The following is a 13,131-nucleotide window of genomic DNA, read 5'->3' as shown; positions in this document are numbered from 1 at the left end:
TTATCTCCCGATGACATCTTTCAAAAGACGCAACGCATTACCATAACTGATTAAATCGATTTCGTCATCTGTAAAATGTTTTTCCATTGCACCGATGAGTTTGCCAAATCCAGCATAGTTTACCAGTTCTCCGTTATCGTCAATGCCGTCAAAATCAGATCCAAAGCCGATAGCCTCGATGCCTGCTTTATCCCTCATATACAAAAGGTGCTCTATAATCCAGTCAATTTTCGGTGCTTCTTCGTCATCCTTCAGAAATGGACCGTTAAAATTAACTCCCACAATACCGCCTGCATTTCCCAGAGTCTTCAGTTGACCGTCAGTCAGGTTTCTTCTATGTCCGCAAAGAGCTCTTGCACAGGAATGTGAAGCGACGAACGGCTTTCTGCTGTACTTTGCAACATCGTAAAAACCACCCTCTGACAGATGAGAGGTATCGATTACCATGCCCAAACGGTTCATTTCCTCAACCACTTCAATGCCGAACGGTTTCAATCCGCGCAGATGTTCTTCCTGATTATCGCTGCTCGGAAAGCCAACAGAATTTTCAAAGTTCCAAAGAAGGGTAACCAGCCTGACACCCATGTCGTAAACTTCGTGAAGTCTCTCTATTTTTCCATCCAAAAATACGCCGTCTTCAATAGTCAGCAAAGACGAAAGAACGCCGGCCTCTTTGTTTTTCAAAATATCATCTACACTGTACACCGTACTAATGCGCGTCTTATTTTCATCCATAACTTCCCTATAACGGGCATACATACCTTTAATGATATCGTAAGCGTCCATGGTTTCCATCTCATTTCTGGATATGTACATGGCAAAAAACTGTACCAAGCAGTCATTCTCCTTCAACAGCTTTAAATTGACCGAAAGATCCCCGTCAAAAAAATTGAGCTCCGGTTTTCTCCACGCCTCCAGTAGGGTATCACAATGCATATCTATAATTCTCATTTTTCTTCCTCCATTTCGTATACATGATATGTTATATTAGAAGCAAATATTGTGCCACTTTTCATATTCCTTCGCTAATACTTTATGTAATACTTCTTCAGCTTGTCATAAAATACTGTTCTGGACATGTCCAGTTCTTCCATGGCCGCCTGCTTATCACCATTATACTTCAATAACGTCATTTCCAAAATACGCGCTTCTTCCTTTGCCAGCATCTCCTTCATGGTGACAGGAATATTTCCTTTGCCAATGCGCAGATGCTCTGAATAAATAATATTAGATTCACATAGAGTAATGGCTCGCTCTATAGCGTTCTCCAGTTCACGCACGTTGCCGGGCCAGTTATAGGAAACCAGCTTCTGTAGCGCTTCCCCGGAAAATTGCTTCTGTTCCAGATCATACATCTCGCAAACCTGTCCCAAAAGCTGATTAATCAGCAGATACAAGTCCGCTTTTCGTTCACGAAGGGGTGGAATTTCTATAGGAAACACATTAATCCGGTAAAATAAGTCCTGCCGGAAGCGTCCCTGGGCAACTTCTTCCTCTAAATTTCTATTGGTCGCTGCAATAACACGTACATCAACTTTGATAGGCTTAGAAGATCCAACTCGATAAATAGTCTTATTCTGCAGCACGTGGAGCAGTTTCACCTGAATATCCAGCGGGATTTCTCCAATTTCATCGAGAAAAATCGTCCCCTTATCGGCGGCCTCAAAGAAACCAATTTTACCTTCACTCTTTGCACCGGTAAACGCGCCGCCTACATAGCCGAACAGTTCACTTTCAAAGAGTGTCGGCGCAATCGCATTGCAGTTTACCTCCACAAAAGGCGCCTGAGGCATCCCGATGTTGTGAATTTCCCGTGCCAGCTTCGACTTTCCTGTGCCGCTTTCTCCTGTAAGAATCACGTTAAACCGGCTGTTAGCCGCTTTCCATGCCAAGTATTTGACTTCTCGCGCTTTGACGCTCTTACCTGCAAAGCCGGAAAAAGCATCCTCCGGATAATCGCACCCCGCAGTCTCGCCTGCCATATTATGTTCTTCTATCTGCTGAATGATATCGTTTCTGTCACTGAGCATTCGTTCCAGATGGGACGCATCTCGCAGGAGCAAAAATACACCGCTTTTTTCTGGCGCTTCCTCCGCATTCCATTTAACAATACTGCAGTCAAAAGGTCTTCGATTGATTTCAAACAGCTGATTTTTTATTTGCTCCCTTTTTCCGTTCAGTACCGCATGCATATTTTCCGCAAGGGGCAGCCCGCTGAATAAATCGCTGAAATCCTGTCCAGTCACGTCAACATCAATGTCCTCCGTAGTCTTCTCTCTGTAAGGCGCGCCCCGCATCAGATTTCCCAGATCTTCTCGTCTCGCGCTGTAGCCTTTCATCTGAAAAAACTTTAAACCTCCGGTACTGCCGTCGATGACGACTACATTACCTACAGCAAAAAAATATCGAAGCCTGTGCACCATATCATTGACAGATATCATGGTCTCCTTTTTCCCTGTATCGATGACTACAGTAATATGAAATCCCAGATAATTAACGTCCAGCTTTACCGGCACATTAAGAGAATGCTCTCTAATATATTTATACCGCGGTTCTATTTTTTTGTTTTTATATACGCCTACTGCAACCAGCATGTCTCCCTTTTCGATTCCAGTATCATGAATGTTGAGATAGGATAATTCTTCACGTCCCATAAGTCCGTCATCCTCACCCAGCTTGTTATCTGCAATGATGACAATATCCCCTTCGGAAATTCTCCCCGCGGCATGTCCCTGCTGTGCATTGATAATAATTCCGGTAATCTCTTTCGCTTTTCGATTGCACAATTGAATTTTACCTTGATGATCAACATAAACAACGCCCAGATTCATGCTGTCCATCAAAAGTTCTACAACTGATTTTACCTGACTTTTCTTCATCCTATTCCTCTCTTATCCCTCACGCTTTATAATCTGGCAAGGATTATCCCTAAACTCTATCACACCATCTTAAATAAATTAGAAAAGTGTGCATAATGAAACTTCCGCTCCTATGCACACATATCATTCTCAACGTATCACGCTATGAGACTTAGCCAAGCTTCCTGAATGTCACACTTATCCGACAGCTCTATCAGTTCTCGAAATCAATCAGTTTATACGTCAGTTTCTATTTATGATTATACTCGGCTTTGCTCATTTAAACAAGAGGCTTTCATAAGAAAATGGTTTTAGTCTTTTATACTCCAATCTAGAAATAACAAGCCTCATGAAAATTACATCATTACAGGCCTTCCTACCACTTCTTCGACGGAAAGTCCGGTTTCCGCTTCTCATAGAAGGCTGCCAATCCTTCTTTTGCGTCTTCACTGGTAAAGGCTTTATACCCCAGCAGCGCCTCCGTCTCAAAAGCCTGTTCCGCCGGCATTTCTCTCAGCTTCAGCACAGATTCCTTTGCCGTCTGCACTGCCCTCGTGCTGCAGGCGCAGAGCTTCTTTGCCATCTCCATGGCTTTTTCCATCACCTGTTCGGGTGGTACCACCGCATTTAAAAGTCCATAGTCTAACGCCTTTTGCGCATCGATCCTCTCGCCGCTTAAAATCAGTTCCATTGCTCTGACATAAGGAATCTGTCTTGCCAATCTTACCAGCGTGCCACCGGCAGGCACGATTCCCAGAGAAACTTCCGGAAGAGCAAATACTGCCTGACTGGAAGCAACTCTGATGTCCGATGCCAGCATAATTTCAAAACCGCCGCCCATGCAAAGTCCATTGACCGCGCAAATAAGCGGTTTAAACAGCCTGCTGTGCTTTAAATGTGCTGCGTCCCACTCGTCGATATAATGTCCCTGTCCCAAATACGGAATAGATTCCATCAGATCCGCCCCGACACAGAAAGCCTTCTCTCCTGTTCCTGTCAAAATGCATACTGCTACATGGTCATCCTTCTGCGCTTTTTCAAAAGCCTCTCCTAAATCCTGATACATCTGCAGCGTCAGGGTATTCAGCTTTTCCGGTCTGTTAAAGCGAATCACCGCAATCCCATCTTTCACCTCATAAGAAATATGCGTCATCACAAAACTCCTTCCTCTGAAAGCACACGGATTTCTTCTTCCGAATATCCCAAAAACTCTTGATAAATTCGGGCGTTGCCTTCTCCGATCTCCGGCGCGCGGCCCGAAGTATCACACGGCGTTTCACTCAATTTAATCGGTGTTCCGAACAGCTTACCGTGGGCATTTCCGTAAGTATAGTCGATAAACATGTCCCTGTGATTCAGCTGCGGATCCAGCAGCACCTGATCCATCGTATGAATCGCTGTCAGCGGTAATTTTTCCGCCAGCGCGTCCTGCAGCTCCTGACAGGTATACGCAGAAAACCACTGATTGATTTTCGGCAAAATTCTCCTATTGTAAACTTCTTCGTCAAAGCGCTTTGCCATGGTATCAATTTCAGGATCCTGCAAAAGCTCCGGTTCGCCAAAGAACTCGCAGGTGGTCTTCCAAAAACGATCTGTATAGCCGCCGAAAAAGACTTCGCCGTCCTTTGCTCTGAATTTACCATAAGGTCTGCAGAGGGGATGATCATTTCCAAGAGGCTGCTGCACCTGGCCTCCCACCGTATAATTGGAAACGGCATTTTCTGTCAGCGCCAGAGAGGCGTCCAGCTGCGCCACGTCCACCAGCTGCCCCTGTCCCGTTTTCTGCGCGTGAATGTACGCAGAAAGAGTTCCAATCGCGCCGAAAAAAGTTGCCGCCAAATCCCCGATAATCGTACCGATTCTAGTCGGTTCACCGGGCATACCGTTCATGGACCAGAGCCCACTGAGCGCCTGCCCGCTGTTATCATATGCAGGCCATGTCGAATAGGGTCCCGTCTGTCCAAATCCCGAAATCGCCGTATAAACCAGCTTCGGATTGTACGTCTTCAAATTTTCATAACCAACACCCAGCTTATCCATTACGCCGGCGCGATAATTTTCCACAACAATATCCGCTGTGTTATAATCGTTATTTCGTTTCTTTCTTCGCTCTCTTTGCTTCCATATCAGCAAGATAATATTTACCCGGTGTATGGAAGAATTCATCCTGCAGTTTTACAACCTGCGGTACAAGCCAGATAATCGCGATCATATTCGGTATGATGAACAAAGCGTTGAAGAAATCGTTATGCTGGTATACAACAGTCAGTTCCATACCGAAGGTTACGATGATCATGGTCGCAATGGCGATAAATCTCCATGCAACGCCGGCCTTTGGCGTTTTAAACAGGAACTCCGCCTGTCTCTCATCGTAGAAAATGACTACGGTAATCGTTGTAATAACAAAGAGCAGTACGCAGATTGCCACAAAATAGTCTCCAGCCGCGCCAAATACTGTATGGAACGCCGCTTGTCCCAAAACGCCGGCATCTACACCCGGCTGCTTCCATACGCCAGTCGTCAGTACCGAAAGCGCTGTCGCTGTGCAGACTAAAATCGTATCTGCGCCTACTTCAAAGACGCCCCACATCGCCTGCCGGATCGGATGGTCAACATCGGCTGCGGCATGCGGTGTAAACGCATAGACAAAGATACTGCCCAGGGAAGGAAGAATCTCACCGGCGTTGAGCACTAAAATGATGATAACGCCCAGCAGATAGATCGCTGCCATGATCGGCACTGCCTTTTCCATAACACTGGCAATTCTCTTAATACCGCAGAAAACAATCAGCGCAACAATCGCCGCAACGATGATACCGAATACTGTACCGTTGATGCCAAACACCGCAACCTGCGCGCTGGCGGACAGCGTCTGTGAAGCCACCGACGGAATTCCCGCGATCATGGTAAAAAACGCACAGAAAATCGCAATGGCGCGTCCTGCCTTTTTCCCGCCGAACAGTTCCTTGACATAGCTGAAAGCGCCGCCGACCCATTCGCCGTTTTCATTTTTCGTTCTGTATTTCATACAAAGAGCAATTTCAACATACTTGGTACAGCAACCGACAATAGCGATAATCCACATCCAGAAGATTGCCCCCGGTCCGCCCAGCGCAATGGCTACCGGAACGCCCACGATATTGGACGCGCCGATGGAAGATCCCAGCGCGGAGCATGCTGCTGCAAAAGGAGAAATTTTACCGGCTTCCGCTTTCACAAACATCTTTCCAAAGGTCTGGGAACAGATGTAACGGAGCTTTGTAATCTGTGGAAAGCCTAATCTAAGGCTCATATATAATCCGCCGTCAACGATTAAAATCACATTACAGGCTAGCGTCTCAAGGCGCTAGCTTTCACTTTGTTCAAGCTACATTGCCGTTGCCTCTTTAGCTACTCCATAAAGGGGTTCTCTTTATTTTGTAAATGGGTCGTTTGAGATAGCCTATGACACCGGAAACACTCAATTTAGGAGGAATGCTTACCACCAGATGAACATGGTCTACCATCAAATGTCCTTCAAGAATCTCCATCCCTTTATATTTACACAATAACGTTAGAATCTCTTTCAGACTTTCTCGATATTACGTAAAGATGGCTTTTCGTCTATACTTAGGAGTGAAGACGATGTGGTATTTACCCATCCATTTTGTGTATGATAGACTATTTGTTTTATTTGCCATAAGATCACCTTTCCTTTCTTTACAATGTAGCCTGAACAACTCCATTGTATCAGGTTAGGTGATTTTTTGGTATAACCCCCGATGCGCACCCGCATAGCGGGTGGTTTTATGCTTCGCTCGCTCTGCGCGCTCAGCTGGGTCACGTCCCCAAAAATAAAAAGCGCAGAGCCAATGAATTGTGATATATCACAAATTCATCGGCTCTGCGTCTTAGCGGCTGGCTCTGTAATAATTGCTATCTGTAAATCTCTGACATTTATTAAATTCTCATGTTTACACTTTGGACAAAATAGAGGAAAGTTTTGTAGTATTGTATCCTTTCGCATCTTGTCCCGTGTTTTACCATCGCAAACAGGACATCTTATCCATTCGGCTGTGCTTGAATCCATGTGTTACCTCCTGCAAATCAGCGTTCATAACTGTCTCTTTTTTTGTTCTTAGCACATCCAGAAAGTTTGTCAACAGCAAGAGAAGCGGTAGGCTGAAAGTAAATATCCTTTCCTTTATTGCTCTCATACATAAAATCCCTTAACGGCTTACTGGTATATTTTGAAAAATCGCCGTATATGGCAAATCTCACACCATAGTTGATGAATTTCTGTAATATTTCTCCTGCCAGACAAGTACTCAAGACAAAGAAATCGTTTACAATAGCTCCCTTGTTTACAGCAATATTTGTGCAGCCCGTTTCGTATTTTACTGTCATAATCAAGTCTAATGCCGACTGGACATCTGTAATCAGCAGTTCATCACTGCTCACAACTGCAACCTCTATATTATTTTTCTTTATAACTTCTGTTTTCATTTTCTACCTCCATCAATTTTGAATCATGTTAACAACGGCTTTTGACTGCCACTTATTCCCCTTGTATCTCATAACTACAATAACATTTGCCACGCACCATCCCAGACAAGAAGCGATAGCAATCGAGAGAAGTCCCAATTTTCCTATCAGCAATACAGTGACAAACAATTTCACGAGTATGGATGCCAGTGAATGAATCCCTGCAATCAGTGTATCCCCAACACCAGAAAGTACGCCGCCCAATCCGTATATCAAAGCATTTATCGGATAGAACCATAGGCAGACATGGAAATAGCTATAACCGCTTAATATCATTTCCTCGTTATCGCCGATAATTAATCCCAATATTCCTTTTCCCCAAAACAACAGAATCATGGAAAGCAAAGCTGTGATAGCGATTGAAAGCGTTATGCCAAACCGTGTGCCTTGCTTCATACGGTCTTTTTCATTTGCTCCGATATTTTGCCCCGCAAAAATGCTCAAAGCATTTCCGAGTGCCTGAATAGGCAGCAAAATAAATGCTTCAATTCGGCTTGCCGCTGTCATTCCACCGATGCTTGCATTTCCTAATCCATTGATAAAACCCTGCACAATCAGCATACCGAGAAAAACTGCCAGTTGTTGTATAATAATTGGCGTACAGATTTTTAAGGAAATCACTAATAATTTCTTGTCTAAAACAAACTCACTACGCTTTGGAACTGCCATCGGGAATTTTTTTCGGAATTGAACCAACAAATATACGCCAGAGAGATTGCCTGTGCAATAATTGTAGATGCCGCAATCCCAATGACGCCCCCGCCATTTATAATAAAAACGATATTAAGTACTGAGTTGATAATGTATGATACAACCAGAGCATATAACGGCATTTTTGTTTCGCCAAAACTTCTCATAACTGCACCGAGCATATTATACAGCATTGAAAACGGAATCCCTAAAATACCATTCTTAAATATGCCGACGCAGGCTCTAAAAGCTCGGCAGGAGTCTAGGTAATCTGTAACAACGGCTTTGCTAAAATTGCCCCGCAAAACGCCATCATTAAACCTAAAACCAATAAAAAAATAGACATTGTGGAAATTAAGCTTTTAATCTGTTCAAACTGCTTTGCACCAAAGAATTGGGCAAGAAGTATCGTGATACCAATAGCCAAACCCAAAATAACGGAAACAAACAGTAGATAAATCGGAACAGATACACCGATTGCGGACAACGCATCTTCATTCACCAAACGCCCCGCAACAACCGCATCAATAACATTATAAAGCTGTTGCAATAAAGCCCCTAAAAAAATGGGAATAGAAAACAACACTAACTGTTTCTTTATACTTCCCGAAGTCAATACCATAGGCTGACCTCTGTTTTCTTTCTTTTGCATTTTTCTACCTCCTGCTATTCATACAAACTGTCAATCAAATGGTCAACCATAAAGTCAAAGGTTTCCATGTGATTGTGCGGAAGAATGTCCCTATTTTTGATATTCATAATTAAAGAGTAAATAACTGACATCGCCAAATCCGCATTAATCTTGAATTTCAAATACGGCTGGCTCAAAAAAAGTTGTTGGCTCATATGATTGGATTCTTCAATTTTTTCTGCCTGTTCTTCTGATAACTTGTTCATCAAAATTGTAAAATCCGTACTGTCCGAATTGTACAAAAAATTGTTTTTATCATATTCCCGATAAATGAGCTTTAAGGCTTCAGCAACACCATACTTATCTTTGTGTTTATTGATTACCTCCGATGCCACATTGCAGATTTGTTCTTGCACAGAACACAACACTTCACAAAAAAGAGCTTCTTTCGATTCAAAAAAAATATAAAACGCCCCTTTTGAGATTCCTACCTGTTTACAAAGGTCATCAACACTTGTTTTCTTATAACCATACTGTGTCCAACTCTGCTTGCAGGCTTCCTGCAAACTTCTTTTGATGTTTTCTTTTTCTCGTTCTGTAAAACTTCTTGCCATATAGTTTTCTCCCTTATATGACTTAAAATACCATTTTAGTCATAGATATGATACACCCTATACCAGTAAACGTCAAGAAATATTTTCAAAATACGCTATCATATGACTAAATCAAAAAACAGCAGAGCTTTTACCCTCTGCCGCCTGTTGCCTATGCGAAAATGATTTCCTCGTTCACAATCTCCCTTTTATGTTATTTAAGTGTTGTACCCATTTTAAGGCGTTTTCTTCCTTTAGGCGTTCCGTTATGCCCTGCGCCTACCTATCAATGTCGGCAAGATAAGCGTTGAGTTTGCCACTTGTGAGAAGATTAGTGTATGTAACCCTGCGGTACTGCTTCAGATAGTCCAGATGCCGTTGCCCCCATATGCCTATCGGCTGTTCTTCCTCGGCGGGTAAAGCTATACATGGAATTAAATAGTCATCTTGCCTTTCGTATTTGCCGCCCAGTTCCTCAAAAATCATCTTTGCCATTGTCTGTTACCTCCACATTCTTTTTTATTTTGAATGTCCGCAAAATCCGTCCTACATCTTACGGGCATATGCCTCGCTGGTTGCCAGCTGTCCGCACAGTACGCGGTCAATCTGAACGCCTTCTTCAAGGGCTGCAGCTACACGCTCACAGGCTTTCGTGTTGAGCGCATGGACGGTATACTCCACGTCCTCTCTTTTCGGAAGCCCTTTCAATACCTCCAGAATATCCTTAAACTGGGGTACATATTTGATATGACTGAACGTGCCGACCTCAATGCGCCGAAATCCCGCTTCCACCAGCTGCTCTGCGATCCAGAGCTTCGCCTCTGTGGGCACGAACATTTCCTCGTGCTGAAATCCATCCCGCAGGGTCACGTCGATGATGTCCACTTTGCCTGGTAATGGCTTTTTCAAATTCTTTCACTCCCTCCTTCAGTCTTTGCACTATACTATCGCAAAGGGCGTGCCAATCCGTTCATTTAAAAAAGGACAATAAAAAAACGCCTGAATTTCAAGCGTTTTCAGTATTCATCAAAAATTGCGGCCGCACTTTTTTCGATGAAAAAATCTTTATTTATAAAAATATTTTTATTTATTCAAAATTTTTTATTAGCGATACCCAGCTTCTTCAGTCTGTACTGCAGCTTCTGCGGAGAGATGGAAAGCCGCTCTGCAACTATAGTACAAATCCTCCTTTTTCTGTACCAAAAAACATGCTTTCAAGAAGATGGGATGGAATTGCAGCACAGTTCTGTGTAATAAAATTTCCGGTACGCCGCTTTCCCTCTGCATGAATTGATTCCGCAACCAGCTCTTTTCCTGTTCCTGTTTCACCATAAATCAGCACCGGCGAATCACTGTTGCTGACCTCCAGTATCATCGCTTTCATTTCCAGCATTTTCTTGTTCTGCGTGATAATATCATCTGTGACATAAAGCTTCTGTTTCAGATATTCTGAAGTCTTCAAATTCTGCAGATAAAGAAGCTACGCAACATTGGCAGCGCCCAAAATCACCCCGTTCTCCACAATGGGATACGTGATGCCGCGCAGTACCATCTGATAGTTTTTCCAGGTCAGCTTCTGGGGTTCATCGATGGACATCTTTCCAGTCCTCAGCGTCTGGAAAACAGTACTGTTCTCCTCTGACAGATCCTCATACTAATTCGTCAGATGCTCTCCGACAATGGATCTGGTTCAGTCGGGAATGACTGCATTAGACATTCTGCCAAACCATGTGCTGTACTCCACAATGCCATGTTTATTTACAATCAGTACACCATCATATTTGGTATTATCGATTTGCATAATCTGGTTCAGTTTATCAATCAATCCACTCATTGCACAAAGGTTCCTCCTGCAGGACTAAAGCATGCTTTGTTCTGCCGCTTCCACGACATGTTTCATCAAAAGACTGGTCGTCACGCTGCCTACGCCGCCCGGCACAGGGGTCAGCCACACCCGGGCATCCTCACAGACCGACACATCGCCGACCATTTTTCCTTCCTCGTTAAAGTTGATGCCTACATCCACAATCACCTGACCGGGACTGATCATCTCATCTGTGAAAGTCCCTGCAGCGCCGGCGGCGACTACGATCACATCCGCCTCTTTACAAAGATTCTTTAGATCCTCCGGTCTGGTCTTTGTGTGGCAGACGGTTACCGTCGCATTTTCCTTCAGAAGCATCAGACTGACAGGCTTTCCGATGACCATGCTTCTGCCGATGACCACCGCCCGCTTTCCGCGTAAATCTACATCGTAATATTTCAAAATTTCAATGCAGCTTTCCGCTGTACACGGCGCGAAAGCGCTCTCCCCGGTAAAAAATCTGCCCAGCGCGCCATTAGAAACGCAGTCCATATCCTTTTCCGACGCGATTGCATTTCGTACCTTCTCGCTATCGACGTGCCTTGGCAAAGGCTGCAGAAGCAGCATACCATGGATTTCCGGATTCTGATTGATGGATTCTATGACCGCAATGAGATCCGCTTCCTCTATCTTCCCATCACAGATGAATTTTTCTGTCTGTACGCCGATCTTCTTTGCCTTTTTCACAGCGCCGTTTTCATAGGCGATATCGCTTCCGTTTTCCCCCACGCGAACGATCGCAAGGGTCGGTACCACGCCCTTCTCATAAAACCTCGGCATCTTTGCAATCAGCCCTTCGTCAATGGCGTCCGCCACTGGCTTTCCTTTTAGTAATTTTTCCATCTTTTCCCCCTATTTCTTTAGCTGACTGTACACCTTCGCGTACACCTCGTCGGCGGCTACTGTATATTCCATCAGCATCCTCTCAGCTTTCTCATTGAGCGTTTCTGCGTATGCTCTGTCCTGCATCGAGCCTGTATTGATAAAGACGTTCAGTGACGCGCCCTGCAGGGCTGCTTTGGCAAAAATTACGCCGACACCGGCATCGCTAACGGCAAGAACGCTGCCCTTTTCCGCGAATTCCCTGTGCAGATCGATCGCCTGGCAGCATTTTTCCATAATTTCCAGAGGTACGCTGCATGCATCCTTCAGCACAAGCTCCATGACTCGAGCCTTCTCCGCCTTTTCTTCTTCCGTTTCTTTCGGCATGCCATAAGCCGCCGCAAGGGGCGCGAAAACCTCCGCGTCCTTTTCCACAAGGGCAAGCAGCTCCGCCTGCAGAACTTCCGCCTGTTTCATCAGACCTTTGATATCTTCCTCTACGGCTGCATACTTTTTCTTGCCTACGGTCAGCGATCCCACCATACTTCCCAGGGCTGTTCCCAGTGCGCCCACCAGCGCCGACGCGCCGCCGCCGCCCGGCACAGGCGCTTTGCTCGCCAGCACCGATACAAATTCCGTACAGGTTTTATCAACAAATTTCATTTTTTGCACACTCCTTCCAAAAAATAGAGGCGGGTTCGTCCCGCCGCACAACCATTCTATGCTCTGTACCATTTCATCGTGATTTCTGTTTCTCCTGTAGCCTCCTCTACTTCCAGCTCAGCCACATCAAATCCCTCACGCCGGTAAAAACTGATCGCCTTTTCATTTTTTCGATAAACCTTCAGCATCAAAACATCCCGATTCGACTTTACCTGTTCTAACAGCGCCTGACCAATGCCATGTCTCTGCCTGCCAGGCTTTACAAACAAGCCTTGGACAAAACCTTCCTCCAAACCAATAAAGCCTGTCACATTGCTGTCTTCTTCGTACACATAAACCTCTGAGGATGGAATCAGAGATCTCACCATTTCACAGGCATTCTCGAAATATGTTCCATCTATAAAATCATGCGCTTCAAGGTTGGCATAAAGCCATATTTCCATTACATCATCAATATCCCACGGTTCAAATTTTCTAATCATCAGT

18 protein-coding genes and 1 pseudogene are annotated in these 13,131 nt (G+C 44.5%); all 19 read right to left on the bottom strand.

What is annotated here, in order from left to right:
• The 19 genes and pseudogenes from ACPW7J_RS06620 to ACPW7J_RS06530 all read right to left on the bottom strand — a co-directional run bounded on the left by ACPW7J_RS06620 (window position 1) and on the right by ACPW7J_RS06530 (window position 13,127).
• Entirely contained in the window at window positions 1–951 is a 951-nt protein-coding gene (locus ACPW7J_RS06620) for a dipeptidase (protein ID WP_425757315.1), read from the bottom strand.
• 74 nt (window positions 952–1,025) lie between these two features.
• Window positions 1,026–2,879, bottom strand: coding sequence for a sigma 54-interacting transcriptional regulator (locus ACPW7J_RS06615; protein WP_425757313.1), 1,854 nt, complete (start codon window positions 2,877–2,879; stop codon window positions 1,026–1,028).
• Window positions 2,880–3,234: 355 nt separating this feature from the next.
• Window positions 3,235–4,011, bottom strand: a complete 777-nt coding sequence (locus ACPW7J_RS06610) for an enoyl-CoA hydratase/isomerase family protein (RefSeq protein WP_425757507.1) — start codon at window positions 4,009–4,011, stop codon at window positions 3,235–3,237.
• On the bottom strand, window positions 4,011–4,991 hold the full coding sequence (locus ACPW7J_RS06605; protein ID WP_425757311.1) for a CaiB/BaiF CoA transferase family protein: 981 nt from the start codon (window positions 4,989–4,991) through the stop codon (window positions 4,011–4,013). Before ACPW7J_RS06605 ends, ACPW7J_RS06610 begins: the two co-directional genes overlap by 1 nt.
• Entirely contained in the window at window positions 4,948–6,150 is a 1,203-nt protein-coding gene (locus ACPW7J_RS06600) for an alanine/glycine:cation symporter family protein (protein WP_425757309.1), read from the bottom strand. The genes ACPW7J_RS06605 and ACPW7J_RS06600 overlap by 44 nt, the downstream gene beginning before the upstream one ends.
• Window positions 6,151–6,289: 139 nt before the next feature.
• A pseudogene (tnpA, locus tag ACPW7J_RS06595) lies at window positions 6,290–6,538 on the bottom strand (IS200/IS605 family transposase); the annotation flags it as partial.
• A 194-nt stretch (window positions 6,539–6,732) separates the two neighbouring features.
• On the bottom strand, window positions 6,733–6,864 hold the full coding sequence (locus ACPW7J_RS06590) for a cysteine-rich KTR domain-containing protein (protein ID WP_425757506.1): 132 nt from the start codon (window positions 6,862–6,864) through the stop codon (window positions 6,733–6,735).
• Window positions 6,865–6,944: 80 nt separating this feature from the next.
• Window positions 6,945–7,343, bottom strand: coding sequence for a DUF4180 domain-containing protein (locus ACPW7J_RS06585; RefSeq protein ID WP_425757307.1), 399 nt, complete (start codon window positions 7,341–7,343; stop codon window positions 6,945–6,947).
• Between the two features lie 12 nt (window positions 7,344–7,355).
• Window positions 7,356–8,051, bottom strand: a complete 696-nt coding sequence (locus ACPW7J_RS06580) for an MATE family efflux transporter (RefSeq protein WP_425757306.1) — start codon at window positions 8,049–8,051, stop codon at window positions 7,356–7,358.
• Window positions 8,018–8,266, bottom strand: coding sequence for a polysaccharide biosynthesis C-terminal domain-containing protein (locus ACPW7J_RS06575; protein ID WP_425757304.1), 249 nt, complete (start codon window positions 8,264–8,266; stop codon window positions 8,018–8,020). The genes ACPW7J_RS06580 and ACPW7J_RS06575 overlap by 34 nt, the downstream gene beginning before the upstream one ends.
• A gap of 68 nt (window positions 8,267–8,334) precedes the next feature.
• Window positions 8,335–8,724, bottom strand: coding sequence for an MATE family efflux transporter (locus tag ACPW7J_RS06570; protein ID WP_425757302.1), 390 nt, complete (start codon window positions 8,722–8,724; stop codon window positions 8,335–8,337).
• Between the two features lie 14 nt (window positions 8,725–8,738).
• Window positions 8,739–9,317 carry a TetR/AcrR family transcriptional regulator gene (locus ACPW7J_RS06565; protein ID WP_161873313.1) on the bottom strand — a complete coding sequence of 193 codons (579 nt, stop codon included), beginning with the start codon at window positions 9,315–9,317 and terminating at the stop codon, window positions 8,739–8,741.
• Window positions 9,318–9,575: 258 nt separating this feature from the next.
• Entirely contained in the window at window positions 9,576–9,791 is a 216-nt protein-coding gene (locus ACPW7J_RS06560) for a TnpV protein (protein WP_425757300.1), read from the bottom strand.
• A gap of 51 nt (window positions 9,792–9,842) precedes the next feature.
• Window positions 9,843–10,205: a hypothetical protein gene (locus ACPW7J_RS06555; protein ID WP_425757299.1), complete on the bottom strand. Its 363-nt coding sequence runs from the start codon at window positions 10,203–10,205 to the stop codon at window positions 9,843–9,845.
• 262 nt (window positions 10,206–10,467) lie between these two features.
• Window positions 10,468–10,758 carry a sigma 54-interacting transcriptional regulator gene (locus ACPW7J_RS06550; RefSeq protein ID WP_425757297.1) on the bottom strand — a complete coding sequence of 97 codons (291 nt, stop codon included), beginning with the start codon at window positions 10,756–10,758 and terminating at the stop codon, window positions 10,468–10,470.
• 228 nt (window positions 10,759–10,986) lie between these two features.
• Window positions 10,987–11,130: a hypothetical protein gene (locus ACPW7J_RS06545; RefSeq protein ID WP_425757295.1), complete on the bottom strand. Its 144-nt coding sequence runs from the start codon at window positions 11,128–11,130 to the stop codon at window positions 10,987–10,989.
• A gap of 24 nt (window positions 11,131–11,154) precedes the next feature.
• On the bottom strand, window positions 11,155–12,003 hold the full coding sequence (locus ACPW7J_RS06540; protein ID WP_425757293.1) for a bifunctional 5,10-methylenetetrahydrofolate dehydrogenase/5,10-methenyltetrahydrofolate cyclohydrolase: 849 nt from the start codon (window positions 12,001–12,003) through the stop codon (window positions 11,155–11,157).
• Between the two features lie 9 nt (window positions 12,004–12,012).
• Complete coding sequence (locus ACPW7J_RS06535; RefSeq protein ID WP_425757291.1) at window positions 12,013–12,645, bottom strand: cyclodeaminase/cyclohydrolase family protein; 633 nt, start codon at window positions 12,643–12,645, stop codon at window positions 12,013–12,015.
• Between the two features lie 56 nt (window positions 12,646–12,701).
• Entirely contained in the window at window positions 12,702–13,127 is a 426-nt protein-coding gene (locus ACPW7J_RS06530) for an N-acetyltransferase (RefSeq protein ID WP_425757289.1), read from the bottom strand.
• Window positions 13,128–13,131 lie beyond the last annotated feature (4 nt).

Source organism: Ihubacter sp. rT4E-8 (assembly GCF_049852125.1).
In the GTDB taxonomy this organism is placed as follows: Bacteria; Bacillota; Clostridia; order Peptostreptococcales; family Anaerovoracaceae; genus Senimuribacter.
The sequence above is the reverse complement of the archived record's forward strand: the minus strand, read 5'-3'. Positions and strand labels throughout refer to the sequence as shown.